This is a genomic window from Thermohalobaculum sp. (genome assembly GCF_058622915.1).
In genome coordinates, this window is record NZ_JBZSYN010000042.1 from 1 (window position 1) to 22,370 (window position 22,370).

The following is a 22,370-nucleotide window of genomic DNA, read 5'->3' on the forward strand; positions in this document are numbered from 1 at the left end:
GGCCTTTGGCGGCTTCATGGCCTGGCAGACCCGCGAGCTGGAGCTCGACGACCCCGAGCAGTGCCTGCGGCTGTTCCGCGCCACCCGCTTCGGCGGCCTGATCTTCCTGGCCTTTCTGCTGGCCGATGCCATCTTCTGAGCCCGCGAGCCAGCGCGTCCAAATGTGGACGCATACCTAACCCATTGATTTAGCCAAGATTCAGATCTGGACCGATTTTATGGTGAATCAGACATTGACGAAAAACCCCGCGGGCGCGCCCGCGGGGCCAATGCCGTCCGGCGCCTGGTAAAGCGCTCAGAGGTAGCGGATGTTGCCCGCCGAGGTGCGGCCGTCGCGGCCGGACTCGAGGTCGAACGAAAGCTTCTGGCCCTCCTGCGGGGGCTGCTCGCCGGCGCGCTCGACCGCCGAGATGTGCAGGAAGACGTCCTTGCCGCCGTCCTCGGGCTGGATGAAGCCGAAGCCCTTGGTGGCGTTGAACCATTTCACGGTGCCAGTGGCCATGTCCGTGTCTCCTTTCAGTGGCCGCGCGCGGGATGCCGCGGCTGTGGCTCTTCGGTCAACATTCGCAACAGACCGGCAGCCCCGAAGGAGAAGACAGTAAGATTGCATCGTGACGTCGTTAGCGCCGCAACAGATGGGGCAGGCGAGCCGCGATTGCAAGGATAAACGCGCGGACAACCGCACGCCGCGCCGCAAACGCGAAACCCCGCGGGCGGACCCGCGGGGCCAATGGCGCTGGACGCTCAAGCCACTCAGAGGTAGCGGAGGTTCCCCGCCGAGGTGCGGCCGTCGCGGCCGGACTCGAGGTCATAGGCGACCTTCTGCCCCTCGCGCGGGCTCTGCAGCCCGGCGCGCTCGACCGCCGAGACGTGCAGGAAGACGTCCTTGCCGCCGTCCTCGGGCTGGATGAAGCCATAGCCCTTGGTGGCGTTGAACCATTTCACGGTGCCAGTGGCCATGTCCGTGTCTCCTTCAGGTGTCGCCGCGCGCGGGATGCCGCGGCTGTGGCTTCTCGGTCAGACCGAAGTGGACCGTAGCCTCGAAGAGACGGACAGTCTTTCGTCTAGTACGCGATAGCGCGGGGCATTTTGCCTCAAATGCGGCAAAATTCAAGATCATCGCGGGCGAAACCCCGCTGGACCGCGACTCGTCCCTGCGCTACACAAAATCTATGAGCACGGCCTTCCCCGACGACGATATGCAGGGTGTGGTCGCCGAGCCGCTGGCGCAGGCGCTGGGCGATCGCTACCTGACCTATGCACTGTCGACCATCATGCACCGGGCGCTGCCCGATGCGCGCGACGGATTGAAGCCGGTGCACCGGCGCCTGCTGTGGGCCATGCGCCAGCTCAGGCTCGAGCCCGGCCAGGCCTACAAGAAGTCGGCCCGCGTGGTGGGCGACGTGATTGGCAAGTACCACCCGCATGGCGATCAGGCGGTCTATGACGCGCTGGTGCGCGTGGCGCAGGAGTTCTCGCTGCGCTACCCGCTGGTCGACGGGCAGGGCAATTTCGGCAATATCGACGGCGACGGCGCGGCCGCCTACCGCTACACCGAGGCGCGGCTGACCGACGTGGCCGCCGCCATGCTCGAGGGGCTGGACGAGGACGCGGTCGACCTGCGCGCCACCTTCAACGGCGAGGACGACGAGCCCGAGGTCCTGCCGGCCGCCTTCCCCAACCTCCTGGCCAACGGCGCCAGCGGCATCGCGGTGGGCATGGCGACCTCGATCCCGCCGCACAACGCCGGCGAGCTGGCCGAGGCGCTGCTGCACCTGATCCGCCACCCCAACGCGCGCGCCGAGACGCTGGTCGAGATGATCCCCGGCCCGGACTTTCCCACCGGCGGCGTGCTGGTGGAGCCGCTCGAGTCCATCGTCGAGGCCTACCGCACGGGGCGCGGCGCCTTCCGGCTGCGCGCCAGCTGGGGGGTCGAGGACCTCGGCCGCGGCACCTGGCAGATCGTGGTCACCGAGATCCCCTACCAGGTGCAGAAGTCGAAGCTGGTCGAGCGCATCGCCGAGCTGGTCAACGCCAAGAAGATTCCGATTCTGGCCGACGTGCGCGACGAATCGGCCGAGGACGTGCGCCTGGTGCTGGAGCCCAAAAGCCGCAGCGTGGACCCGGGCCTGCTGATGGAGACGCTGTTCAGGCAGACCGACCTCGAGGTGCGGGTGCCCTTGAACATGAACGTGCTGATCGACGGGCGCACGCCCAGGGTCTGCTCGCTGGCCGAGGTGCTGCGCGCCTTCCTCGACCACCGGCGCGAGGTGCTGATCCGCCGCGCCCGCCACCGGCTGGCCAAGATCGACCACCGGCTCGAGGTGCTGGAGGGCTACATCACCGCCTTCCTCAACCTCGACCGGGTGATCGAGATCATCCGCACCGAGGACGAGCCCAAGCCGGTGATGCGGACCGAGTTCGACCTCACCGACGTGCAGGCCGAGGCGATCCTCAACATGCGCCTGCGCAGCTTGCGTCGGCTCGAGGAGATGGAGCTGAGGCGCGAGCGCGACGAGCTGGGCGTCGAGCGCGCGGATCTCGACGACCTGCTGGCCGACGAGCAGCTGCAGTGGGGCCGCATCGCCGATCAGCTCAGGACCATGCGCGACCGCTTCGGCGCGCCGGCGCGGCTGCGCGGCCTGAAATTCGCCGAGGACATCGTCGCGGCGCGCGGCGAGCACGATCCCTACCCGGCGGGCGCCCGGCGCACCGGCTTCGCGGACGCCCCCGCGCTCGAGGAGGTGCCGCTCGAGGCGCTGGTCGAGCGCGAGCCGATCACCGTGGTGTGCTCGGCGCAGGGCTGGATCCGGGCGATGAAGGGGCACATCGCGCTCGACTCCGAGCTCAAGTTCCGCGACGGCGACGGCCCGCGCTTCCTGTTCCACGCCCAGACCACCGACAAGCTTCTCGCCTTCGCCTCGAACGGGCGGTTCTACACCATCGGGGCGGACCGCCTGCCCGGCGGGCGCGGCACCGGCGAGCCGGTGCGCCTGATCGTCGACCTGCCCAACGACGAGGACCTGGTGGCGCTGCGCCTGCACCGCCCCGGCGGGCGGCTGCTGGTCGCCTCCTCGGCCGGCGACGGCTTCGTGGTGGCCGAGGACGAGGTGCTGGCGCAGACCCGCGCCGGCAAGCAGGTGCTCAACGTCAAGCCCGGCGTCAAGGCGGTGGTCTGCACGCCGGTCGTCGGCGACCACGTCGCGGTGGTGGGCCAGAACCGCAAGCTTGTGGTGTTCCCGCTGGCCGAGCTGCCCGAGATGAGCCGCGGCAAGGGCGTGCGGCTGCAAAAATACAAGGATGGCGGGCTGTCCGATGCCATCTGCTTCGCGATCGAGCACGGGCTGTCGTGGAAGGACCCCGCCGGGCGCACCCGCACCGAGAGCCAGCTCGCCGAGTGGCAGGGCAAGCGCGCCAGCGCGGGGCGCATGGCGCCGCGCGGCTTCCCGCGCGACAACCGCTTCACCTGAGGGCGCCATGGCACGGACGGTCCTGATCACCGGGGGCTCGCGCGGCATCGGCCGGGCCGCGGCGATGCTGGCCGGGCGGCGCGGCTGGCGGGTCGGCGTCAACTATGTCGGCAACGCCGAGGCCGCGGCCGAGTGCGTGCGCCAGGTCACCGCCGCGGGCGGCGCGGCGGTCGCCATCCCCGGCGACGTGTCGCTGGAGGCCGATGTGGTGGCCATGTTCGACGCCACGGAACGCGCCTTCGGCCCGGTCACGGGCGTGGTCAACAACGCCGGCATCGTGGCGCCCAAGGCGCGGCTGGCCGAGATGACCGGCGAGCGCATGCGCCGGCTGTTCGAGGTCAACGTGCTGGGCGCCTATCTGGTGGCGCGCGAGGCGGCGCGGCGCATGCCGACCGACCGCGGCGGGCCGGGCGGCGCCATCGTCAACACCTCGTCGAGGGCCTCGACAATCGGCTCGCCCGACGAGTGGCTGGACTATGCCGGCTCGAAGGGCGCGATCGACACGCTGACCATCGGGCTGGCCAGGGAGCTGGCGGCGGGCGGCGTGCGCGTCAATGCGGTGCGGCCGGGCCTGATCGCCACCGAGATTCACGCCGCGGGCGGGCAGCCCGACCGGCTCGAGCGGCTGGCGCCCTCGGTGCCGATGGGCCGCGCCGGCACGCCCGAGGAGGTGGCCGAGGCGATCCTGTGGCTGCTCTCGGACGCCGCCTCCTATGTGAGCGGTGCGCTGGTGGATGTGGGGGGCGGGCGTTGAGAGGGGGACAATGAGATGACACCGCGGCGGCTGGTGACGCGATTCTACGAGGAGGTCTGGAACCGGGCGGATCCCGCGGTGATCCCCGAGCTGTTCCACGAGACCTGCAGCTTCCGCGGCTCGCTGGGCGTCGAGCGGCGCGGCCACGAGGGCATCGCCGACTATGTGCGCGAGGTCACCGGGGCGCTGGCGGGCTTCCACTGCGCCATCGAGGCACTGGTGGTCGAGGACGAGCGCGCCTTCGCCCGCATGCGATTCACCGGCCGGCACATCGGCATGCTGCTGGGCCAGCCGCCGACCGGGCACGAGGTGAGCTGGGCCGGAGCGGCTTTGTTCCAGTGCGAGGGCGAGCGCATCCGCTCGCTGTGGGTGCTCGGCGACCTGGCGGGGCTGATGCCCCAGCTTCAGGCCAGGGCCGAAGCAGGGTGACGGCCGAGGCAGGGTGACGCACCGGGCCGTGCCGCCGGCCCGCGCGCGCCTATATCATCCTTGAGAGACGGCCGGCGCCGCGGCCGGCCGCACGGGCATCAGGGGAGCGGACCGATGCGGATTGCCCTGGGCTTGGGCCTGCTGGCGCTCGCCGCGCTGGGGCTGACGGGGTGCGCCAGCGTCTCGCCGGCCCAGCGCGCCAGCTTCTGCCAGCGGGTCGACTGGCACGACTACGGGCGCAATGACGGGCTCCTCGGCGTGCCGGTCGACCAGCGCACCGGCCTCTTCGCCGACTGCCGCAAGCTCGGCTACCCGCCGGACATGAAGGCCTACAAGGCCGGCCGCGCCGAGGGGCTGAAGCAGTACTGCACGGTGCAGAGCGGCTATGACGCGGGCCGCGCCGGGCGCGAATACCACCACGTCTGCCCGCCCCAGGCCGAGATCGGATTCCTGCAAGGCTACAACGAGGGCCGCAAGGACCGGCGACAGGCCTACCCCGTGCAACCCTATTTCGGCTTCGGGCTCGGCGTCGGCAGCTTCTATGCCGAGCCGCCCTGGTGGTACGGACCCGGCCGGCCGTGGGCCTGGTGAGGCCCGCCTATTCGGCGGCCTGGATCTGCGCCGCCTCGCTCTCGGCCAGGAACTTCTCGGCCTCGAGCGCGGCCATGCAGCCCATGCCGGCGGAGGTGACCGCCTGGCGGAACACGTGGTCGGTGACGTCGCCGGCGGCGAACAGCCCGGGAATTGAGGTCTTGGTGGAAAAGCCCTGGGTGACGACATAGCCGCCCATGTGGGTCTCGACCTGGTCGACCACCAGCTCGGTCGCCGGCTTGTGGCCGATGGCGATGAAGACGCCGGTCACCGGCAGCTCGCGGGTCTCGCCGGTGCGCGCATGGGCGAGACGCACGCCGGTCACGCCCTCGGCATCTGCGCCCATGACCTCGGCCAGCGTGTGGTCCCAGATCACCTCGACCTTGGGGTTCGAGAACAGCCGCTGCTGCAAAACCTTCTCGGCGCGCAGCTCGTCGCGGCGGTGGATCAGGGTGACCTTCGAGGCCAGGTTGGCGAGGTAGAGCGCCTCCTCGACCGCGGTGTTGCCGCCGCCGATCACCGCCACCTCCTGGCCGCGGAAGAAGAACCCGTCGCAGGTGGCGCAGGCCGACACTCCGAAGCCCTTGAAGCGCTGCTCGGACGGCAGGCCCAACCACTTCGCCTGCGCGCCGGTGGCCAGGATCACCGCCTCGGCGCGGATCACCGCGCCCGAATCGCACTCGGCCCGGAAGGGGCGCTGGGCGAGGTCGAGCCGGGTGACGAGGTCGGCGACGATCTCGGTGCCCACGGCGCGGGCGTGCTCCTCCATCTTCGCCATCAGATCGGGGCCCTGGATCTCGACGATGCCGGGCCAGTTCTCCACCTCGGTGGTGATCATGAGCTGGCCGCCCGCCTCGAGCCCCTGCACCAGCACCGGCTCGAGCATCGCCCGCGCGGCGTAGACGGCCGCGGTGTAGCCGGCGGGGCCGGAGCCGATGATCAAGAGGCGGACATGGCGGGTCTCGGGCATCTGTGGGCTCCTCTCGGGCGCTCCTCTTGGGGCTCCTCGCTTCGGTGCGCCCTGAATAGGCCAGACGCGCGCCTCAGCCAAGGGAAGAGATGCCGCGGCCGGGCCCGGCGATCAGCCGGCGCTCGATCTCGGCGGCAGCGCGGTCGGCCTCGGCCAGCGGCGCATAGGCCCACGAGTCCAGCCTGCCGGTGAAGTCGCGGGCGATGCCGCGCGCCTCGAGCTGGCGATGGAACGCCCTGAGCCGCGGCGCGGTGCCGGCGAGGCGGAAGACATGCAGCGGCAGCCCGGCGGTCGCGGCCTCGGACGCCATCGAGACCGAGTCCTCGGTGACGATCGCGGCCCGGGCGAGGCCGAGGATCGCCGGATAGGGATTGGCGCCGGTGCGGTCCCACAGGAAGCTCGCCTGCGGATCGCAGTACTCGGCGAGCGCGGCGAGCAGGATCGGGTCGGCGCGGCGCGAGGGCGTGAGCATCACCCCGGTGCCGGCCTGCGTGAGCGCGGCGATGCGGGCGACGAAGCGGTCGACATCGTCGCCGCTCCAGTAGGCGCTGCGCGAGGGCCCGCCGAGCAGCACGGCGACGCGCGGCTCGGGCAGGCGGGCCAGGCGCGGGCGCCAGGCGTCGGCAGCCGCGACCAGCGCGGCCCGCGAGATGCGGTTGACCGCGCCCAGCGTGGGCACGACGTTGTCGCCCGCGAGCCCGTCATGCGCCGGCACCACCATGAGGTCGAAGGCCGCCGGCGGCAGGCGCGGGTCGAGCACCTGCACCGCGGGCACGCCATGGCGCGCCTTCAGCGCCGCGACCAGCGGCGCCACGCGGCGCCCCGCGCCGATGGCCAGATCGGGCCAGGGCGGCGCGATGGCGCCGATGCCGGCGCCATAGCCGGTGAAGGGCCAGCCGCCGGCCCGCGCGCCGAACGCGTGCCACAGCCGCGCCGGCAGGCGCGCCGCCCAGGGCTTCGCCGCGAGCGGCCGCTCGGCGACCTCGGCCGGGCGCCGCCGGGCCAGCGCCTCGGCCAGCCCCAGCGCCTGCGCCGCGTGGCCCGCCCGCCCGTCATGAATGGCCCAGATTCGGATCGGCGCCTCCCTCGGACTCCACGATTCCCGCCTTCGCGCAATTTTATTGTGCGACGCCCGGGCTTTCGATAATGCTCGCCCGAGCCGACAAGGTGCGCCGGACATTCCCGGCAGCGCCAGAGTAGATTTGTGCCGGAGGGGCCACATGACGAGCCTGAAGCTGGACGCCATCGACCGCAAGATCCTGACGGAGCTGCAGGACGACGGGCGCATGACCAATGTGGAGCTGTCCCGCCGCGTCGGCATCTCGGCGCCGCCCTGCCTGCGCCGGGTGCGCGCGCTCGAGGAGGCGGGGCTGATCCAGGGCTACCACGCGCGCATGAACGCGCGGGCGCTGGGCTACGAGGTGATGGTCTTCGCCATGGTCAGCCTGAAGAGCCAGGCCGAGCGCGAGCTGGTCGCCTTCGAGAAGCTGGTGCGCAGCTGGCCCATGGTGCGCGAGTGCCACATGCTCAACGGCGAGATCGACTTCATCCTGAAATGCGTGGCGCCGAACCTGCTGACCTTCCAGGACTTCCTGACCGGCGAGCTGACTGCGGCGCCGAACGTGTCGAGCGTGCGCACGGCGCTGGTGATCCGCTCCTCGAAGAACGAGCCCGGCGTGCCCTTCGAGATGAGCGACCACCTGGCGGCGGAGAAGGTCTGAAGCCCGGCACCGCCTCACCCCAGCCGCCTCACCCCAGCCGCCTCACCCCAGCCGCCTCACCCCAGCCGACTCACCCCAGCCGCCGCGCCGCCTTCGCCGCCGGGTCCCTCAGCCGGAACGTGGGGCCGTCGTAGAGGATCGGGCGCTGGTGCACGCGGATGCCCTCCGCGTCCAGCTCGACGATGCCGAGGTCCGGGCCCTCGTGGTTGCCGCGAGTGCCCTCGGGCGCGGGGCCGAGCGCGACCTGGTGCGCCAGCCCGCGCTGCACGTGGAAGGGGATGCCGCGCCACAGCCCGGCGACCGGGCGGTGGACATGGCCCACGAACAGGTAGTCGGGGCGGCGGGTGCGCGCGATCACGGCCCACTCCTCCTCGGGGTTCCTCAGCCGGATGCGGTCCATGCCGGGCAGGCCCAGCGGCATCGGTGGGTGGTGCTGGAAGAGCATCAGCGGGCGGTCGGCCGGCGCGTCCGTGAGCGCCCGCTCGAGGAAGGCCAGCCGCGCCGGGCAGAGCACGCCGTCGGCCTCCTCGCTGGCCTCGTCGAGGGTGTCGAGCGTCACCACGCTCGCCTCGGGGAAGACCTGCAGGCCCGCGACGAAGCCCTGCGCGTCGATGGGCGCCCGGGGAAAGGTGGCGGCGAGCTGCGTGCGCGAGTCGTGGTTGCCGGTGAGCGGGATCACCGGCATGGCCAGCGGCGCCAGCGCCCGGGCCAGCGCGGCATAGGCCTCCGGCTCGCCGGCATGGGTCAGATCGCCCATGAGCACGAGGGCGGCTGCATCGGCGTGCTCGCGCGCGATCAGGTCGACGGCGATGGCCAGGCGGGCCAGCGGGTCGAGGCCGTAGAGCGGCTCGCCGGGCGGCACCAGGTGCAGGTCGCTCAGGATCAGCAAGCGCACCGGCTCAGGCCCAGAAGCGCGGCGTGTCCCTGAGCGCGGCCCAGGCGGCGCGGGCCGAGTCCCAAGCCCGCTCGGCCCGCTCGCGCCGGGCGCCGATCACCAGGCCGATGGCGCGCGCGGCGCGGGCGTCGCCGGCGGCCGGGGCATCGGCGCGGGCGAACAGGCCCTCGGCCACGGCCACGTCGTTGAGGTCGCCGAACAGGTCCTGCAGGTCCTTCAGGTGCGCCAGGAACGGCTTGACCGTCCTGGCCGGGTAAAGCGGCGCGAAGAACTCGACCGTATAGCGCAGCCGCTTGAGCGCCTTGCGCAACTCGTGGCGCTGCTCGATGGTCAGCGTCGCGATGCCGCGCGCGCGCTTTTGCGTGCGCTTCCAGCTGTGCGCCAGCGCGCTCTCGGCCAGCGCCGCGACCGGGCGCGCCAGCACCCCGGCCTGCCCTGCATCGCCGGCCCCGGCCCAGACGCGCGTCTCGACGAAGGCCGCGAGGTCCAGCACGAAGGCGTGGGCGCGGGCGCATTTCAGCGCCGCGCGCAGGCGGGTGCGCTCGGCCTCCCCGGCCGCGGCCAGCGCCCCGGCCAGCGCGGCGAAGGCCGCGGCGTCGGCGTCGTGCGCCGCGGCGTGCCGCTTGGCCTCGGGCACGACGATGTCGCCCAGCACCACGTCGAGGTCGCGCAGCCGCCCGACCTCCTGGCCGAGCCAGCGCGCCCCGTCCTCGAGCGGCGCGAGCGCCGCGCGCCCGATCACCGGGCGGAACACGGCGAAGGCGGCGCGCAGGCGCCTGAGCCCGACGCGCAGCTGGTGCGGCCCCTCCGGGTCGTCGGTCTGGCCGATGGCGAGCATGTTGGCCGCCACCTGGTCGAGGCATTCGCGCAGGATCGCGGTGGCCGCTTGTTCCGTGCTCAGCCCGCGCGCCAGCCGCACCGGCTCGGCCTTGCGCGGCGCAGTCGGCGGCGCGATGCGACCCTGCTCGGCCAGGAGATAGCCGCGCTGCGCCTTGCTCAGGTTGGAGAACTCCAGCCCGCCCTCGGGGAACAGCAGCCGCGCCGCCTCGAACAACGCCGCGGGTGCGCCCGCCTTGAGCTCGAGCTCGGCCTCGCGCCAGGGCGCGGCGCGGCCGCCGGCGCGCACCTCGCCCACGTCGATGGCCAGCTCGATGCGCGCGCCGTCGGGCATCACCAGGTCGCGCCGGGTGCGGCGGATCCGGGTCTCGCAGACCGGCTGGGGCGTGGTGCCGTCGAGGCGGCGCTTGACCGCCTCGCGCACGCGCGCGTCGGGCACCCCCTCGAGGTCGAGCCGGCCGTCTTGCGCCGGGCTCTCCGCCTCGGTCGCCGAGGACAGGCCCGAGCGCAGCGACTTGCCCGCCTTCACGGTCTGCACCCAGCGCCGGCCCGTGCGGCGCAGCCTGAGCGCGATGCCGCCCGCCTTCAGCGCCCGGTCCGCGGTGTCGTAGTAGATCGAGTGCAGCGACTCCGATGCGGCCTTCCCGGCCGCCAGCCGGGACAGGGCGGGGTTCTCGCGCAGCCGCCTCTCGGCCTGCTCGTCGAGAACGAACTTGAGCTCGAGCTCGTCCATTCGCATCAGCGGTACAGCGCGCCGCCTGTCGCATCAAGAGAACAGATCGTGACTCGAAGGGACCCCGGGCCGACCGGGCCCAAGCCCGCTCAGGCCGCCCGCTCAGCGGCGGCGCGGGCCAGCGCCGCGGCGACGATCCCGGGCACCTGCGCGTCGGCGCCGATCGGGCCCAGCGTCGGGCCGGCAAAGCCGGCCTCGGCCAGCGCCCTCGGCAAGTCGGTCTCGACATGGCCGGCGCGGCCCGCGAAGTAGGGCAGGCAGAGCGCCGGCGCGGCCAGCCGCGCGGCCTCGGCGATCAGCGGCGGCTCCTCGATGAAGCCGGTGGCGACCTCGCGGAACAGCCCGGAGGCGGCGAGGCGGCGCGCCGCCGCGCGCGCCGAGGCGGCCGCGCGCGGGTCCGAGGGATGGCCGTGCGCAGCGATGAGCAGCGCCGCCTCGCCCGGCGCCCAGCCATTGGTGCGCAGGGCCGCGGCGACGCGCGCCAGGCACAGCGCGTGCACCGCCGGGTCGCGGCCGAAGGCGGGCAGAACGCTCGCCGCTTCCGCCCCGGCGCGGGCGAGCCGGCGCGGCAGCTCCTCGGTCGAGAACCAGCCATCGGCGATGAAATGCGGATAGACCAGCAGCGGCGCGCCCGCGGGCAGCCGGCCCAGCGCCCGGGCCAGACCCCGGGCCAGCGCGCCAGGCGCGGCCAGCGTCGCCCCGGCCACCGCCCAGCCGGCGCCGAGCCGGCGCCCGACCGCGGCGGCCAGCGCGTGCATCGCCCGCTCGGGACCCTCGGGCGCCGAGGGCCAGCCATGGGCGACGATCAGCGCGGCGTGCTCAGTGGCCGGTGCCATCGGAAAACGTGATCTCGTTCCAGACGTTGTACTTGCCCGGGGGCTTGCGCATCGGCAGACGCTTGACCTCCTCGAGCGTCTTGGCATCGTAGACGATCACGGCGCCGTCGTCCTCCCAGATCGAGACCAGCGCGTGGCGGCCCAAGCGGTCGACCTCCACATGGGCGGCGGTAGCGCCGGGCACCGGGCGCAGCGTCTTCACGATCTTCAGCGTCTGTTTGTCGATAACCTGCATGGCGTCCCTGTTGGGGCCGAAGAACACGTCCGCCCAGACATAGGGCGAGTTCTCTTGGCTGCGAAGGCAGCCGCCGGGGCCGGGCAGGTCGATGGTGATGACGTCGCGCAGGGACTGATAGCCGCGCTGGCGCGTGATGTCGGTCGTCAGCGCCTTGCCGGTGGCGCCCTTCCTCAGCGTGCCATGGCGGCGGGCGCAGCGCTCGAAGCAGATCTCGCTGGCCTTGTTGACCTCGTTGGGCGTCAACACCGGGTCGCCAGCCCCAGCTGGTGGCGCAGCGTCACCGTGCTCGCGAACCGGGCCGAGGCGGCGGAGACGCTCTCGACCGCCCTGGCGGTCTCGCCGCCCGACCCGGCAGGCGACATCGCGGCGGGGCTCGACGGGGTGGCCCTGCTCGCCACCGCGCCTCACGGCCGCACGCGCCGCCTCGGCCGGCGCCGGGTCGCGCTCGCCCGCCGCTCCGTCCGGCCGATGCGCATTTGATTTCGGTCAATGCCGGCGGCCGCGCCGCCCGCGATGCTCGGCAAAACAGACGGGGGAGCCAGCATGGACTACGAGAGCCGCTTCGCCGAGGCCGTCGAAGGCGTCCGCCACGAGGGCCGCTACCGCGTCTTCGCGCATCTGGAGCGAATCGCCGGGCGCTTCCCCTATGCGCTGAACCACGGGCCGGGCCCCGACGAGGTCGTGGTCTGGTGCTCGAACGACTATCTCGGCCAGGCCTGCAACCCTCGCGTCATCGAGGCCGGGCGCGCCGCGATGGCGGCGATGGGCGCGGGCTCGGGCGGCACGCGCAACATCTCGGGCACCAACGACCTGCACGTGCGCCTCGAGCAGCGGCTGGCCGAGCTGCACGGCAAGGAATCGGCGCTCCTGTTCACCTCGGGCTACGTCTCGAACGCGGCGACGCTGAAGACGCTGGGCACGCTGTTCCCCGACCTGATCATCTTCTCGGACGCGCTCAACCACGCCTCGATGATCGAGGGCATCCGGCACTCGGGCGCCGACAAGCGCATCTGGCGGCACAACGACCTGGCCCATCTCGAGGCGCTGCTCGCCGCGGCCGACCCGGCGGCGCCGAAGCTGATCGCCTTCGAATCGGTCTACTCCATGGACGGCGACATCTCGCCGATCCACGGCGTGTGCGACCTCGCCCGGCGCTACGGCGCCATGACCTATCTCGACGAGGTGCACGCGGTCGGCCTCTACGGCGCCCATGGCGGCGGCATCTCCGAGCGCGACGGTGCGGCGCACAGGCTGACCATCATCGAGGGCACGCTGGCCAAGGCCTTCGGCTGCATGGGCGGCTACATCGCCGGCTCGGCTGCCTGCATCGACGCCATCCGCTCGACCGCGGCGGGCTTCATCTTCACCACCTCGCTGGCCCCCGCGATCGCCGGTGCGGCGCTGGCCTCGGTCGAGGAGCTGATGCACCGGCCCGAGCTGCGCCAGTGCCACCAGGCGCGCGCCGCCCGGCTGAAGGCCCTGCTCGCCGCCGCCGGCCTGCCGGTGATGCCGTCCGCCACCCATATCGTGCCGCTTCTGGTGGGCGACCCGGTGCTCGCCAAGGCGGCCACCGACCGGCTGATGGCACGGCACGGCATCTACATCCAGCCGATCAACTATCCCACCGTGCCGCGCGGCACCGAGCGCCTGCGCATCACGCCCACGCCCCATCACGACGACCGGCTGATGCACCGGCTCGTGGCCGCGCTCGCCGAGACCTGGGCGGCGCTGGGGATCGGCGCCCGCGCCCGGCTCGCGGCGGAATGAGACCCCAGACCCGACGAACCGGAAACCCCAGGAGGCTCCCAATGAAGAAAGGACTGGCCGCTGCCATGGCGGCGCTCGCGACGCTCGCGATCGCCGGCCACGCCTTGGCCGACAGCGACGCGGCCGAAGGCGCCAAGATCTTCCGCAAGTGCAAGACCTGCCACATGATCGGCAACAACGCCCAGAACCGCGTCGGACCCGAGCTGAACGGCGTCGTCGGCCGCCCGATCGCCTCGGCGCCGGGCTACAGCTACTCCAGCGCCTTCGAGGCAAAGAAGAAGCAAGGCTTCACCTGGACCGAGGAGCACCTCGAGGCCTTCCTGAAGGACCCGATGCAGTACATCCCCGGCACCAAGATGCCGTTTGCCGGCCTGAAGCAGGCGGACCAGCGCGACGACCTGATCTCCTATCTCAAGCAGTTCAAGTAAGGCGCCCCGGCGCCGATGCCGCACCCCGGCGGGGCCCCGCGGGCGGCCCCCGCCGGGGCTTTTTCGTGCGGGGCGCGCGCCCGCGCGGCAAAAAGAAGGGGCGGTCCGGAGGGATCCGGGTGCCGCCCCAAAGGAAAGATCGTGTCCGATCTTAGGGGAAAACGAGCCCGGCGAACCGAGCGGATGCGAGTATTCACCGCGCCCGGGGCGGGTCGCCTTGATTTCGATCAAGCGGGTGTCGGCTCAGCCCTCGGCCTGAAGCGCCCGGGCCAGCTCGGCCGGCAGGCCCAGCGCCAACGCCGCGGCGCGGCCCGCCGCAGACATCTTGCGCCCGGTCCTGGCCACGATGTTGCGAATCTGCCCCGGATCGCGCCCCTGGGCGAAGTCGGCGAAGTACCAGCGCATGAAGACCAGCGCCGCCACGTCCTCGAGCGCCTGCACCTCGGCGTCGCGCTTGATCCCCTGCTTGCGGATGATGCGCGCGACGCGGGCGCAGTCCTCCTCGGCGTAGCCGGCCGCGCGCATGATGCCCGCGACCCGCTCGGCGTGGAAGCGGCCCAGCTCGGTGCGCCAGCGCAAGTACCCCTCGCGCCCCTCGGGATAGGCGCTGCGCGGGCTCTTCCAGCGCTCGATGTGCTGGCCGCGCGCGGCGATGCGCAAGGGCTCCGAGGCGTCGGGGCAGAAGCACACCAGCTCGGACGACATGCGCCGGCCGTAGACCAGCGCCGCCGGGCGCTGCTCGGCCCCCTCGCGCACCCGCTCGGGGTCGGCGGCGTTGGCCGCGTCGATCTCCTCCAGCACCCGGGCGAACCGCCCGCTCATTGCGCCTTGCTCCATGCCGCCGACCGGTCCTCCTCGGAATACTGGCGCAGCCGCGCCACGTCCGCGATGGCGGCGCGATTGTGCGTCACGCGCACGCCCGAGTCACGCAGCCGGGCGAAGGCGCGCGACAGCGACTCGGGCTTCATGCCCAGCCGCCCCGCGATCAGCACCTTGTCGTAGGGCAGGCGCACGGTACAGGCGCCCTCGGCGGCCGGGCACAGGCCGAGCAGGAACTCGGCGACCCGCTGCGCCCCGGTCTGCGCCTTGAGCTGCTCGACCTGGGCGATAACGCCCTGCAGGTGGCGAAACGTCGCGGCCAGCATCGCCCTGCACAGCTCGGGATGCGCGTCCATGGCCTCCAGGATCAGCGCGGCGCGGACCTGCATCAGCCGGCACTCGGTCACCGCCTCGGCCGTCACTGGGTAGGTCTCGCCGCGCAGCGCCACGGCCTCGCCGAAGCTGCGGCCGCCGGTGAAGACGCCGACCACCGCCTCGGCGCCGCCAGGCGAGATGCGATAGAGCTTGACCCAGCCCTCCAGCACCACGTGCACGAAGTCGGCCGGATCGCCCTGCAGGCAGATCGTGTCGCCGCGCGCATAGCCCTCAACCGCGGCGTGCGCCGTCAGCCTCTCGGCCAGCTCGCCGGGCAGCGAGGAGAACAGGATCGACTGGCGGGCGATCGCGAGGTCGGCCGGGCTTGGCATCGCGCTTCCTTCTGGCTCGGAACGGAAGCGACTCTGGCGCGGCCGGCGCGGCGCGACATTGAGATGGATCAAGCCGCCCCGCCGGCCAGCCGCGCCTGCGCCAGGCGCGCCACCTCGGGCACCTTTTCGCTGGTGGCGAGCCGGCCGCCCAGCACCTCGGCCAGCGGCACCCAGGCGGCGGCGCTGGCGTCCGACGCCGCCACCGGCTCGGCGCCGGGCGCGGCCAGCGGCGCGCACAGCACGGCGATCAGCGCGTAGTGGTAGGTCAGCGCCCCCGCCTCGTGCCGGATCACGTCGATCAGGGTGAGAAAGTCGCGCGCCTGGGCCGTGACGCCGGTCTCCTCGGCCAGCTCGCGCTCGGCGGCGGCGAAGGCCGTCTCGCCCGGCTCGACCCGGCCGCCGGGAAAGCCCCACAGCCCGGCGTCGGGCTCGTTGCGCCGGCGCACCAGCAGAACCCGGCCGTCTTCGACCAGCACCGCGAGCGCGGCAAGGACCGGCGCGCGCGCCACCTCAGAGCCTCACCCGGCCGTCCATCAGCAGCGCGGCCGGGCCGCCGAGCCGCACGCCCGAGATGGCGTCGGGCGGGCCCAGCACCTCGACCTCGCCGCGGCCGGGCCGGCCCATCCAGTGCCCCTGCTCGGCAGAGAACCGTGCGCTGCCGATCAGCCCGTTGGCCCACAGATAGGCGGCCATCGCCCCGGTGGCCGAGCCAGTAAAGGAATCCTCGGCCGGCAGCGGCGGCGGCAGCAACAGCCGCGCCGCGGTGTAGCCCGCGCCGGTGAAGCCCTGGGTGACGCACAGGAACGGCTCGGTGCAGTCGCTCGCGGGCTGCCAGTCGCGGAAGGCGTCGAGGTCGAGCCGCGCCCGCCTGAGCGCCTCGAGGTCGCGCAGCACCGCGATGCAATAGGCGGTGCCGGTCGAGACGGTCCGCGGCGTGCCGACGATATCGCCCGCTTTTAGCCCGTAGAGCGCGGCGATCTCGGCCGGCGCGTAGTCTCGGCCGAAGGTCGGCGCCGGCTGGGTCATGGTGTAGACGGTCTCACCGGCGCCGCGCCTGACCGCGATCTCGATCACCCCGGCGCCGATTTCCAGCGTGAATCGCTCGCGCCCGGCCAGCATCCCGGCCTCGTCCAGCGCCCGGCAGGTGGCCACCGTGGGGTGGCCGGCCATCAGGATCTCGCCGGTGGCCAGATAATAGCGGGCGCCGAAATCGGCCTTGTCGGAGTGCACCAGATAGGCGCATTCGGACAGCCCGGTCTCGCGCACCAGCGCGATGCGCGTCTCGACCGCCGCCTCGTCGGCATCGAACACCACCACGCAGGGATTGCCGCTCATCGGCTGCGGCGTGAAGGCGTCGATCCACATGGCGCGGTGCTCACTCGGCACTGGCCACGCCCTTCTCGCCCTGCCAGTGGCCTTCCTTCTTCAGCGCCTCGACCACGTTCTTGGGCATGTATTTCGCGTCGTGCTTGGCCAGCACCTGGGTGGCCTGGAAGGTGCCGTTGCGGTAATGGCCCTCGGCCACCACGCCCTGGCCCTCGGCGAACAGGTCGGGCAGGATGCCGGTATAGCTCACCGGCACGGTGGTCTTGCCGTCGGTGACGACGAAGCGCTCGGTGTCGCCCTCGCCACGCACCAGCGAGCCCTTCTCGACCAGCCCGCCGACGCGCAACAACTGGTCGGGCCGGTGCGCATGGGTCATCAGCTCGGTGGGCGAGAAGAAGAACACGATCGAATCGCGGAAGGCGAACGAGACCAGCGTCGCCGAGGCCGCGAGCAGCACGGCGCCGAGCGCCAGCATCTGGATGCGCCGGGCCTTCTTTCGCGTCATCGTCCGCGTCATCGTCGTGGTCTCCGCCGGATGTTCAGGCGCATTTTACCCCCGCGGGCCCGCCTGCGCATCATGACCGCTCGCCGCACCCAGACGGTTGACCACGGCGTTCACCTCGGCGCCGACCAGCAGCGCCAGCCCGGTGAGGTAGAAGAACAGGAGCGTCACGATCACCCCGGCCAGCGTGCCGTAGGTCACCGAGTAGCCGGGCGCGAAGGCCAGGTAGATCGACAGCCCCGTGGCCGCGATGCTCCAGATCACCACGCTCGACAGCACTCCGGGCCACAGCTTCAGCCCCCCCGTGGGGCGCGAGGGCAGCACCCGGTGCATCGCCCACAGCGAGGCGGAGAGCACGCTCAGACCCACCGTGTAGCGCACGATGTCGGCAATGCGCGGGATGTCGACATGCGTCCAGGCCTCGATCAGCAGGAACACCAGCGGCGCGAAGACGATCAGCGCCGAGAGCACGATGAAGACCAGGAACCCGCCCAGCACGAACACCACCGCGATCAGCCGCGACAGCGCCACGTGGCGCGCCCGCGGCACGCCATAGGCGCGGTCGAGCCCCAGCCGGATCGCCTCGACCCCGTTCGAGGCGGCCCAGACCGCGACCAGCGCCGAGATGGTCAGGATGCCGCCGCGGCGCTTGCCAATGACCTCGTAGAGCACCGGCTTGAGCGTCAGCGTGACGTGCTCGGGCACGCCGCGGAACAGCGCGTCCAGCGACATCTCGGCGCCCTGGTGGCCGACCACGAAGCCGGTCATCGCCATGGCGAAGATCAGGAAGGGAAACACCGCCAGCATCAGCGAATAGGCGATGTAGCCCGCGAACACCGAGCCGTCGTGCTCGACGAAGCGGGTGCTCACCGTCCACAGGAAGACGCCGGGCGCCCGCAGCGCCCAGTGCACCCGGATCACGGGAACAGCGGCGCCGCCATCAGCCCGGCGGTCTCCTCGAGGCCGAGCATCAGATTGGCGTTCTGCACCGCCTGGCCCGAAGCGCCCTTGACCAGATTGTCCAGCGCCGAGACGATGATCGCCCGCCCCGGCCGCCGGTCGGCCACGACCCCGATATGGCAGAAGTTCGAGCCGCGCACATGCCGCGTGTGCGGCGTCTCGCCCATGGGCAGGACATGCACGAAGGGCTCGCCCGCATAGCGCGCGGCCAGCGCCTCGTGCAGCGCCCGGGCCTCGCCGCGGACATAGATGGTGGCCAGGATGCCCCGGTTCTGCGGCAACAGGTGCGGCGTGAACGAGGCGCCCACGGCGCGCCCCGCGGCGCGGCTCAGCTCCTGGTCGATCTCGGCCATGTGGCGGTGGCGCCCGACGCCATAGGCGGCAAAGCCTTCCGAGACCTCGCCGTGCAGCATCGCCTCCTTGGCCGCGCGCCCCGCCCCGGTGACGCCCGAGGCGGCGTCGATCACGATCTCGTCGGGGTCCACCGCGCCGGCCTCGACCAGCGGCACCAGCGGCAGGAGCGCGGTGGCGACATAGCAGCCGGTGTTGGCGACCAGCCGCGCGGGCCGGATCTCGTCGCGGTAGAACTCGGGCAGGCCATAGACCGCGGTCTCCTGCAACGCCGGTGCGCGGTGGGCGTGGCCGTACCACTCGGCATAGGCCGCCGGGTCGCGCAGCCGGAAGTCGGGCGAGAGGTCGACCACCTTCAGCTCCGCGGGCAGCCCGGCCACGATCTCCTGCGTGGTGCCGTGGGGCAGGGCGCAGAACACCAGCTCGAGCGCGGCGAAGTCCACCTCCTCGACGCTCACCAGCCGCGGCAGGCGCAAATGGCGCAGATGCGGGAACACCTCCTGCATCGCCGCACCCGCCTTGCGCTCGCCGGTCAGCGCGGCGATCTGCAGCGCGGGATGCGTGGCGATCAGGCGCACCAGCTCGGCGCCGGTATAGCCGCTCGCCCCGAGGATCGCGATCCTGTGTCCGCTCATGGCAGCTTCTCCCCCGTCCCGGACCCGCCTACCCGATCGTGCGGGCCATCGCAACGGCCATCGCAACCGCCACGGCCATCGCCCTTTCGCACAGCCCCGGCGCTTTCGCGCGTCCGGCCCCGATGCTAGGCTCGCCCGCACCGGGCCCCCGCCCGGCAGGGCAAGGACGGACAGGCATGCGTGTTCTGGTCACCGGCGGCGCCGGCTATGTCGGCAGCCACACGCTTCTCGAGCTGCTCGGCGCCGGGCACGAGGTGCTGGTGGTCGACAGCCACGTCAACAGCGCGCCCGAGGCGCTCGACCGCGTCGCCGGGCTGGCCGGGCGCGACCTCGCCCGCCTGGTGTGCGACCTGCGCGAGACGGCGCGGCTCATCGCCGCCTGCCGCGACTTCGCGCCCGAGGCGGTGATCCACTTCGCCGGGCTCAAGGCGGTGGGCGAGTCGGTCGAAAATCCGGTGCTCTACTACGACAACAACGTCGGCGGCACGCTCTCCTTGATCGCCGCCATGGGCGCGTCGGGCTGCCGGCGGATCGTCTTCTCCTCCTCGGCCACGGTCTATGGCGCACCGCGCTACCTGCCCTGCGACGAGGTGCATCCGCTCGCCCCGCTCAACCCCTATGGCCGCACCAAGCTGATGATCGAGCAGATCCTGGGCGACTGGGCGGCAGCGGAAGGGGGCGGGAAATCGGGCGCCGCGGCCGTGCTGCTGCGCTATTTCAACCCGGTCGGCGCGCATGCCTCGGGCCTCATTGGCGAGGACCCGCGCGGCATCCCCAACAACCTGATGCCGCTGGTCTGCCAGGTGGCCGCAGGGCGGCGCCCGGCGCTCGAGGTCTATGGCGAGGACTACGACACGCCCGACGGCACCGGCCTGCGCGACTACATCCATGTGTGCGACCTCGCGCGCGCCCATGTCGCGGCGCTCGAGCGCGCCGCGAGCCATGCGGGCGCCGAGGCGATCAATGTCGGCACCGGCCGCGGCACCTCGGTGCGCGAGCTGGTCAGCGCCTTCGAGCAGGCCTCGGGCCGGCGCATCCCGGTCCGCATCGCGCCGCGTCGCGCGGGCGACGTGGCGGTCTCGCTCGCCGACCCCGCGAAGGCGCACGAGCTCCTGCGCTGGCGGGCGGAGCTCGACCTCGACGAGATGTGCCGCTCGGCCTGGGCCTTCCAGCAGAAGAACCCGCTGGGCTACGCCGGCTGAGGGCGGGCGGGCCCGATCACAGGATCGGCACCCCGACGCCTTCGCGACCCGCGGGGCAGCCCGCGCCGGGCGCGCCGGCGGCCGCGAAATAGGCTCGGGCCGCGGCCTCGTCCGGCAGGGCCTGCCAGCGCCGGCGCCGGGCGTCGTAGACCAGCAGCTTGCCGCCATAGGCATAATGCCTGGGCTCGCCGTAGATCGAGGTCTCGATGCCCGCCGGTCCCACCGTCGTGCGGTCGGTCGCCACGTCGGCACGCAGCGTCGGGTCGCGATAGATCAGCTGCAGCGCGCCGGTCATGTCCCAGTAGGTCTCGAACACGATGCCGGGGCCGACATAGGGGCAGACCCCGTCGAGCAGGACCACCGCGCCCTTGGGCAGCGTCGGCCGCCCGTCCCGGATCGCGGCCAGCACCCGCGCCTGCCGCGCCGCCGCCTCGCTCCAGTAGCCGGCGATGGTGGCATCGATCAGCACGCCCGAGCCCGCAACGAAGCCGACCAGCGCGGCCAGCACCGCGGCCCGCACCCGGCCCGAGCGCGCCTGCGCCGCCAGCCAGCCGATCGCGCCGACGAAGGCCAGCGCCACCCCGAGCGCGGCGGCCATCGACACCCGGTTGCCAATGCCGGTGGGCGTGAGGACGATCTGCGGCGTGGCCAGGAAGGGGGCGTAGCCCACCAGGAACACGACCAGCCCGGCCAGCACCGCCTGCGCCCAGCCGCGGGCGTTCGCGGTCGCCGTCGGCTCGCGGCGCGCCGCGGCATGGACACAGGCGAAGACCACGAGGCCGATCGCCAGCGCCCAGCCGATCCGGCCCGGCGCGGCCTGCCCACGCAGCAGCACCCACAACGTGCCGGGCAGGCCGATGCCGTATTCGACGAAATCGATATAGAGCGCCCGCCACAGGTTCAGCCCGTACTCGGCGCCGGCCTGGAGCGGGGAGAGGAAGAGGTAGACCTGCCGGCCCAGGTAGGCCAGCGCGCCGTGGCTCATGTGCACGCGGTTCGAGGTCGCGAACTTGAACGCGGCCGCGGCGCCGATCAGCACCAGATAGATCAGCGCCGACGCCCGGATGCGGGCGCCCAGGGCGGGCCGGGCCGGGTCCTGTGCGGGCGCCTGCCTGGCGCCGAGATAGGCGATTGCCGGGTTGAGCAGGAACAGGAACACGGTGATCTCATAGGCCAGCACGCTGGCCACGAAGCCCAGCACGCTCACCAGCTTCCACGCCCAGAAGCGCAGGCGCCCGGCCGCGATGCCGCGCAGGTCGGCATAGAGGCTGACGAGATAGGCCAGCACGCTCAGCGGCACCTGGAAGGCGGCGAGCCAGAACCGGTCGGTGGCATAGTGCGGCATCAGCACATAGACCAGCGGCACGGCAATCAGCAGCACCCGCGCCTGGCGCAGCTCGCGCAGCACCAGGTAGAGCAGCACTGCCCCGGCGACGATCATGGCGGCATTGACCAGATGGTAGCCCAGCGGCGCGAGCCCGAACGCCTGGTAGAGCACGGTCACGTAAAGAATGTGCAGCGGGCGCGCCCGGTTGATCGGCAAATCGTAGAGCACGTGAAACAGGCTGCCGGTGTCCTGGTGGCCGGCGAGCGAGAACGCAGCCAGGAAGGACCAATCGTCGGAATAGAACCCCAGCCGCGCGATCCAGGGCAGGAACGCCGCCAACGCAATCGCCGCAACCAGCAGGCAGTCGTGGGCGGCAACCCCGGCCCCGACCTTGCCGGCTCGGTCGAGCGCCTCCTCCTCCGGAGCGGCGTGCAGCATCAGCCCGCCGCGCCGTGCCATGTCGCCCCATGTCGCGCGCAGCCACCCGGCGGCGCGGGCGAGCGGACGCGCGCCGAACAGGGCGAGGCCGATCAGCGCGGCGCCCGCCGCCGCATCCGCCCAGCCGCCGCGCGCCAGCGCCTCGAGCGCGCCGCCCGCGCCATGCCTGAGCGCCCGCGCCACGGGCGCGAGCAGCAGCCCGCAGCCCGTCAGGGCGAGGAGCAAGCGTATCGGCACAACCGCCATCGGGGCACCATGCGCGTGAGGGGACAACCACCCCGGGGACAACCGCCCGGGGACAACCGCCCGGGGACAACCGCCCGGGGACAACCGCCCGGCGACAACCGCCCGGCGACAACCGCTCGGGCACAACCTTCGGGCCTCGCCCGGCCGATGTCCACCGGCCGCGGCGGCCCGCCCGGGGCCCGGATGAC

General features: G+C 72.5%; 24 protein-coding genes and 1 pseudogene. 9 read left to right on the forward strand and 16 right to left on the reverse strand.

What is annotated here, in order from left to right; genetic code table 11:
* Positions 1–295: 295 nt before the first annotated feature.
* Entirely contained in the window at positions 296–502 is a 207-nt protein-coding gene (locus AC32QD_RS03660; RefSeq protein WP_492009125.1) for a cold-shock protein, read from the reverse strand.
* 251 nt (positions 503–753) lie between these two features.
* A complete protein-coding gene (locus AC32QD_RS03665; protein WP_492009126.1) occupies positions 754–960 on the reverse strand; it encodes a cold-shock protein in 207 nt (68 codons plus the stop codon).
* A gap of 212 nt (positions 961–1,172) precedes the next feature.
* On the opposite strand from AC32QD_RS03665, the gene parC reads away from it, so the two are divergent.
* The 4 genes from parC to AC32QD_RS03685 all read left to right on the forward strand — a co-directional run bounded on the left by parC (position 1,173) and on the right by AC32QD_RS03685 (position 5,244).
* The gene (gene parC, locus AC32QD_RS03670) at positions 1,173–3,470 is read left to right on the forward strand and encodes a DNA topoisomerase IV subunit A (protein ID WP_492009127.1); all 2,298 of its coding nucleotides are present in this window, start codon (positions 1,173–1,175) and stop codon (positions 3,468–3,470) included.
* Positions 3,471–3,477: 7 nt separating this feature from the next.
* A complete protein-coding gene (locus tag AC32QD_RS03675; RefSeq protein ID WP_492009128.1) occupies positions 3,478–4,224 on the forward strand; it encodes an SDR family oxidoreductase in 747 nt (248 codons plus the stop codon).
* A 15-nt stretch (positions 4,225–4,239) separates the two neighbouring features.
* A complete protein-coding gene (locus AC32QD_RS03680) occupies positions 4,240–4,653 on the forward strand; it encodes an ester cyclase (RefSeq protein ID WP_492009129.1) in 414 nt (137 codons plus the stop codon).
* Positions 4,654–4,767: 114 nt separating this feature from the next.
* The gene (locus AC32QD_RS03685) at positions 4,768–5,244 is read left to right on the forward strand and encodes a DUF2799 domain-containing protein (protein ID WP_492009130.1); all 477 of its coding nucleotides are present in this window, start codon (positions 4,768–4,770) and stop codon (positions 5,242–5,244) included.
* Between the two features lie 7 nt (positions 5,245–5,251).
* On the opposite strand, the gene trxB is transcribed toward AC32QD_RS03685, so the two are convergent.
* Positions 5,252–6,214, reverse strand: a complete 963-nt coding sequence (gene trxB, locus AC32QD_RS03690; protein WP_492009131.1) for a thioredoxin-disulfide reductase — start codon at positions 6,212–6,214, stop codon at positions 5,252–5,254.
* 73 nt (positions 6,215–6,287) lie between these two features.
* Positions 6,288–7,394 carry a mitochondrial fission ELM1 family protein gene (locus AC32QD_RS03695; protein WP_492009132.1) on the reverse strand — a complete coding sequence of 369 codons (1,107 nt, stop codon included), beginning with the start codon at positions 7,392–7,394 and terminating at the stop codon, positions 6,288–6,290.
* 40 nt (positions 7,395–7,434) lie between these two features.
* On the opposite strand from AC32QD_RS03695, the gene AC32QD_RS03700 reads away from it, so the two are divergent.
* Positions 7,435–7,935, forward strand: coding sequence for an Lrp/AsnC family transcriptional regulator (locus AC32QD_RS03700; RefSeq protein WP_492009133.1), 501 nt, complete (start codon positions 7,435–7,437; stop codon positions 7,933–7,935).
* Between the two features lie 70 nt (positions 7,936–8,005).
* Here AC32QD_RS03700 and AC32QD_RS03705 read toward each other — a convergent pair whose 3' ends face one another.
* From AC32QD_RS03705 to AC32QD_RS03720, 4 genes and pseudogenes are all read right to left on the reverse strand, one after another.
* The gene (locus AC32QD_RS03705) at positions 8,006–8,824 is read right to left on the reverse strand and encodes a metallophosphoesterase (RefSeq protein ID WP_492009134.1); all 819 of its coding nucleotides are present in this window, start codon (positions 8,822–8,824) and stop codon (positions 8,006–8,008) included.
* A gap of 10 nt (positions 8,825–8,834) precedes the next feature.
* Entirely contained in the window at positions 8,835–10,400 is a 1,566-nt protein-coding gene (locus AC32QD_RS03710; protein ID WP_492009135.1) for a CYTH and CHAD domain-containing protein, read from the reverse strand.
* 89 nt (positions 10,401–10,489) lie between these two features.
* Positions 10,490–11,236, reverse strand: coding sequence for a CbiX/SirB N-terminal domain-containing protein (locus AC32QD_RS03715; RefSeq protein WP_492009136.1), 747 nt, complete (start codon positions 11,234–11,236; stop codon positions 10,490–10,492).
* Positions 11,220–11,576, reverse strand: a pseudogene (locus AC32QD_RS03720) (cytochrome D1 domain-containing protein); the annotation flags it as partial. The gene AC32QD_RS03715 and the pseudogene AC32QD_RS03720, both read right to left, overlap by 17 nt.
* A 180-nt stretch (positions 11,577–11,756) precedes the next feature.
* Between AC32QD_RS03720 and AC32QD_RS03725 the strand changes: the two are divergent.
* The 3 genes from AC32QD_RS03725 to AC32QD_RS03735 all read left to right on the forward strand — a co-directional run bounded on the left by AC32QD_RS03725 (position 11,757) and on the right by AC32QD_RS03735 (position 13,669).
* Complete coding sequence (locus AC32QD_RS03725; RefSeq protein ID WP_492009137.1) at positions 11,757–11,954, forward strand: hypothetical protein; 198 nt, start codon at positions 11,757–11,759, stop codon at positions 11,952–11,954.
* A 63-nt stretch (positions 11,955–12,017) separates the two neighbouring features.
* The gene (hemA, locus tag AC32QD_RS03730; RefSeq protein ID WP_492009138.1) at positions 12,018–13,241 is read left to right on the forward strand and encodes a 5-aminolevulinate synthase; all 1,224 of its coding nucleotides are present in this window, start codon (positions 12,018–12,020) and stop codon (positions 13,239–13,241) included.
* 41 nt (positions 13,242–13,282) lie between these two features.
* Complete coding sequence (locus AC32QD_RS03735) at positions 13,283–13,669, forward strand: c-type cytochrome (protein ID WP_492009139.1); 387 nt, start codon at positions 13,283–13,285, stop codon at positions 13,667–13,669.
* Between the two features lie 243 nt (positions 13,670–13,912).
* Here the strand turns inward: AC32QD_RS03735 and AC32QD_RS03740 are convergent, their stop codons facing one another.
* From AC32QD_RS03740 to argC, 7 genes are all read right to left on the reverse strand, one after another.
* A complete protein-coding gene (locus AC32QD_RS03740) occupies positions 13,913–14,491 on the reverse strand; it encodes a DUF4202 domain-containing protein (protein ID WP_492009140.1) in 579 nt (192 codons plus the stop codon).
* Positions 14,488–15,195, reverse strand: coding sequence for a Crp/Fnr family transcriptional regulator (locus AC32QD_RS03745; RefSeq protein ID WP_492009141.1), 708 nt, complete (start codon positions 15,193–15,195; stop codon positions 14,488–14,490). The genes AC32QD_RS03740 and AC32QD_RS03745 overlap by 4 nt, the downstream gene beginning before the upstream one ends.
* A 68-nt stretch (positions 15,196–15,263) precedes the next feature.
* Positions 15,264–15,704, reverse strand: a complete 441-nt coding sequence (locus tag AC32QD_RS03750) for an NUDIX domain-containing protein (RefSeq protein WP_492009142.1) — start codon at positions 15,702–15,704, stop codon at positions 15,264–15,266.
* Position 15,705: 1 nt separating this feature from the next.
* Positions 15,706–16,581 (reverse strand): PhzF family phenazine biosynthesis protein, encoded by an 876-nt coding sequence (locus AC32QD_RS03755; protein ID WP_492009143.1) that lies wholly within the window; start codon positions 16,579–16,581, stop codon positions 15,706–15,708.
* Positions 16,571–17,038, reverse strand: coding sequence for a cytochrome c maturation protein CcmE (gene ccmE, locus AC32QD_RS03760; protein ID WP_492009144.1), 468 nt, complete (start codon positions 17,036–17,038; stop codon positions 16,571–16,573). The genes AC32QD_RS03755 and ccmE overlap by 11 nt, the downstream gene beginning before the upstream one ends.
* Before the next feature lie 33 nt (positions 17,039–17,071).
* Positions 17,072–17,944 carry a YihY/virulence factor BrkB family protein gene (locus tag AC32QD_RS03765; protein ID WP_492009145.1) on the reverse strand — a complete coding sequence of 291 codons (873 nt, stop codon included), beginning with the start codon at positions 17,942–17,944 and terminating at the stop codon, positions 17,072–17,074.
* Entirely contained in the window at positions 17,941–18,969 is a 1,029-nt protein-coding gene (argC, locus tag AC32QD_RS03770; protein ID WP_492009146.1) for an N-acetyl-gamma-glutamyl-phosphate reductase, read from the reverse strand. Before argC ends, AC32QD_RS03765 begins: the two co-directional genes overlap by 4 nt.
* 176 nt (positions 18,970–19,145) lie before the next feature.
* On the opposite strand from argC, the gene galE reads away from it, so the two are divergent.
* On the forward strand, positions 19,146–20,171 hold the full coding sequence (gene galE / locus AC32QD_RS03775; protein WP_492009147.1) for a UDP-glucose 4-epimerase GalE: 1,026 nt from the start codon (positions 19,146–19,148) through the stop codon (positions 20,169–20,171).
* Positions 20,172–20,187: 16 nt separating this feature from the next.
* On the opposite strand, the gene AC32QD_RS03780 is transcribed toward galE, so the two are convergent.
* Positions 20,188–22,173, reverse strand: a complete 1,986-nt coding sequence (locus tag AC32QD_RS03780; protein ID WP_492009148.1) for a hypothetical protein — start codon at positions 22,171–22,173, stop codon at positions 20,188–20,190.
* Positions 22,174–22,370 lie beyond the last annotated feature (197 nt).

Bases quoted from the DNA above. Each gene is read 5' to 3' on its own strand.
- hemA (WP_492009138.1), top strand. From the start codon at position 12,018: ATGGACTACGAGAGCCGCTTCGCCGAGGCCGTCGAAGGCGTCCGCCAC.
- argC (WP_492009146.1), bottom strand. From the start codon at position 18,969: ATGAGCGGACACAGGATCGCGATCCTCGGGGCGAGCGGCTATACCGGC.
- AC32QD_RS03685 (WP_492009130.1), top strand. From the start codon at position 4,768: ATGCGGATTGCCCTGGGCTTGGGCCTGCTGGCGCTCGCCGCGCTGGGG.
- AC32QD_RS03715 (WP_492009136.1), bottom strand. From the start codon at position 11,236: ATGGCACCGGCCACTGAGCACGCCGCGCTGATCGTCGCCCATGGCTGG.
- AC32QD_RS03740 (WP_492009140.1), bottom strand. From the start codon at position 14,491: ATGAGCGGGCGGTTCGCCCGGGTGCTGGAGGAGATCGACGCGGCCAAC.
- AC32QD_RS03710 (WP_492009135.1), bottom strand. From the start codon at position 10,400: ATGGACGAGCTCGAGCTCAAGTTCGTTCTCGACGAGCAGGCCGAGAGG.
- trxB (WP_492009131.1), bottom strand. From the start codon at position 6,214: ATGCCCGAGACCCGCCATGTCCGCCTCTTGATCATCGGCTCCGGCCCC.
- AC32QD_RS03735 (WP_492009139.1), top strand. From the start codon at position 13,283: ATGAAGAAAGGACTGGCCGCTGCCATGGCGGCGCTCGCGACGCTCGCG.
- ccmE (WP_492009144.1), bottom strand. From the start codon at position 17,038: ATGACGCGGACGATGACGCGAAAGAAGGCCCGGCGCATCCAGATGCTG.
- AC32QD_RS03745 (WP_492009141.1), bottom strand. From the start codon at position 15,195: ATGCCAAGCCCGGCCGACCTCGCGATCGCCCGCCAGTCGATCCTGTTC.
- AC32QD_RS03660 (WP_492009125.1), bottom strand. From the start codon at position 502: ATGGCCACTGGCACCGTGAAATGGTTCAACGCCACCAAGGGCTTCGGC.
- AC32QD_RS03695 (WP_492009132.1), bottom strand. From the start codon at position 7,394: ATGTCCGGCGCACCTTGTCGGCTCGGGCGAGCATTATCGAAAGCCCGG.
- AC32QD_RS03675 (WP_492009128.1), top strand. From the start codon at position 3,478: ATGGCACGGACGGTCCTGATCACCGGGGGCTCGCGCGGCATCGGCCGG.
- AC32QD_RS03680 (WP_492009129.1), top strand. From the start codon at position 4,240: ATGACACCGCGGCGGCTGGTGACGCGATTCTACGAGGAGGTCTGGAAC.
- galE (WP_492009147.1), top strand. From the start codon at position 19,146: ATGCGTGTTCTGGTCACCGGCGGCGCCGGCTATGTCGGCAGCCACACG.
- AC32QD_RS03700 (WP_492009133.1), top strand. From the start codon at position 7,435: ATGACGAGCCTGAAGCTGGACGCCATCGACCGCAAGATCCTGACGGAG.
- parC (WP_492009127.1), top strand. From the start codon at position 1,173: ATGAGCACGGCCTTCCCCGACGACGATATGCAGGGTGTGGTCGCCGAG.
- AC32QD_RS03665 (WP_492009126.1), bottom strand. From the start codon at position 960: ATGGCCACTGGCACCGTGAAATGGTTCAACGCCACCAAGGGCTATGGC.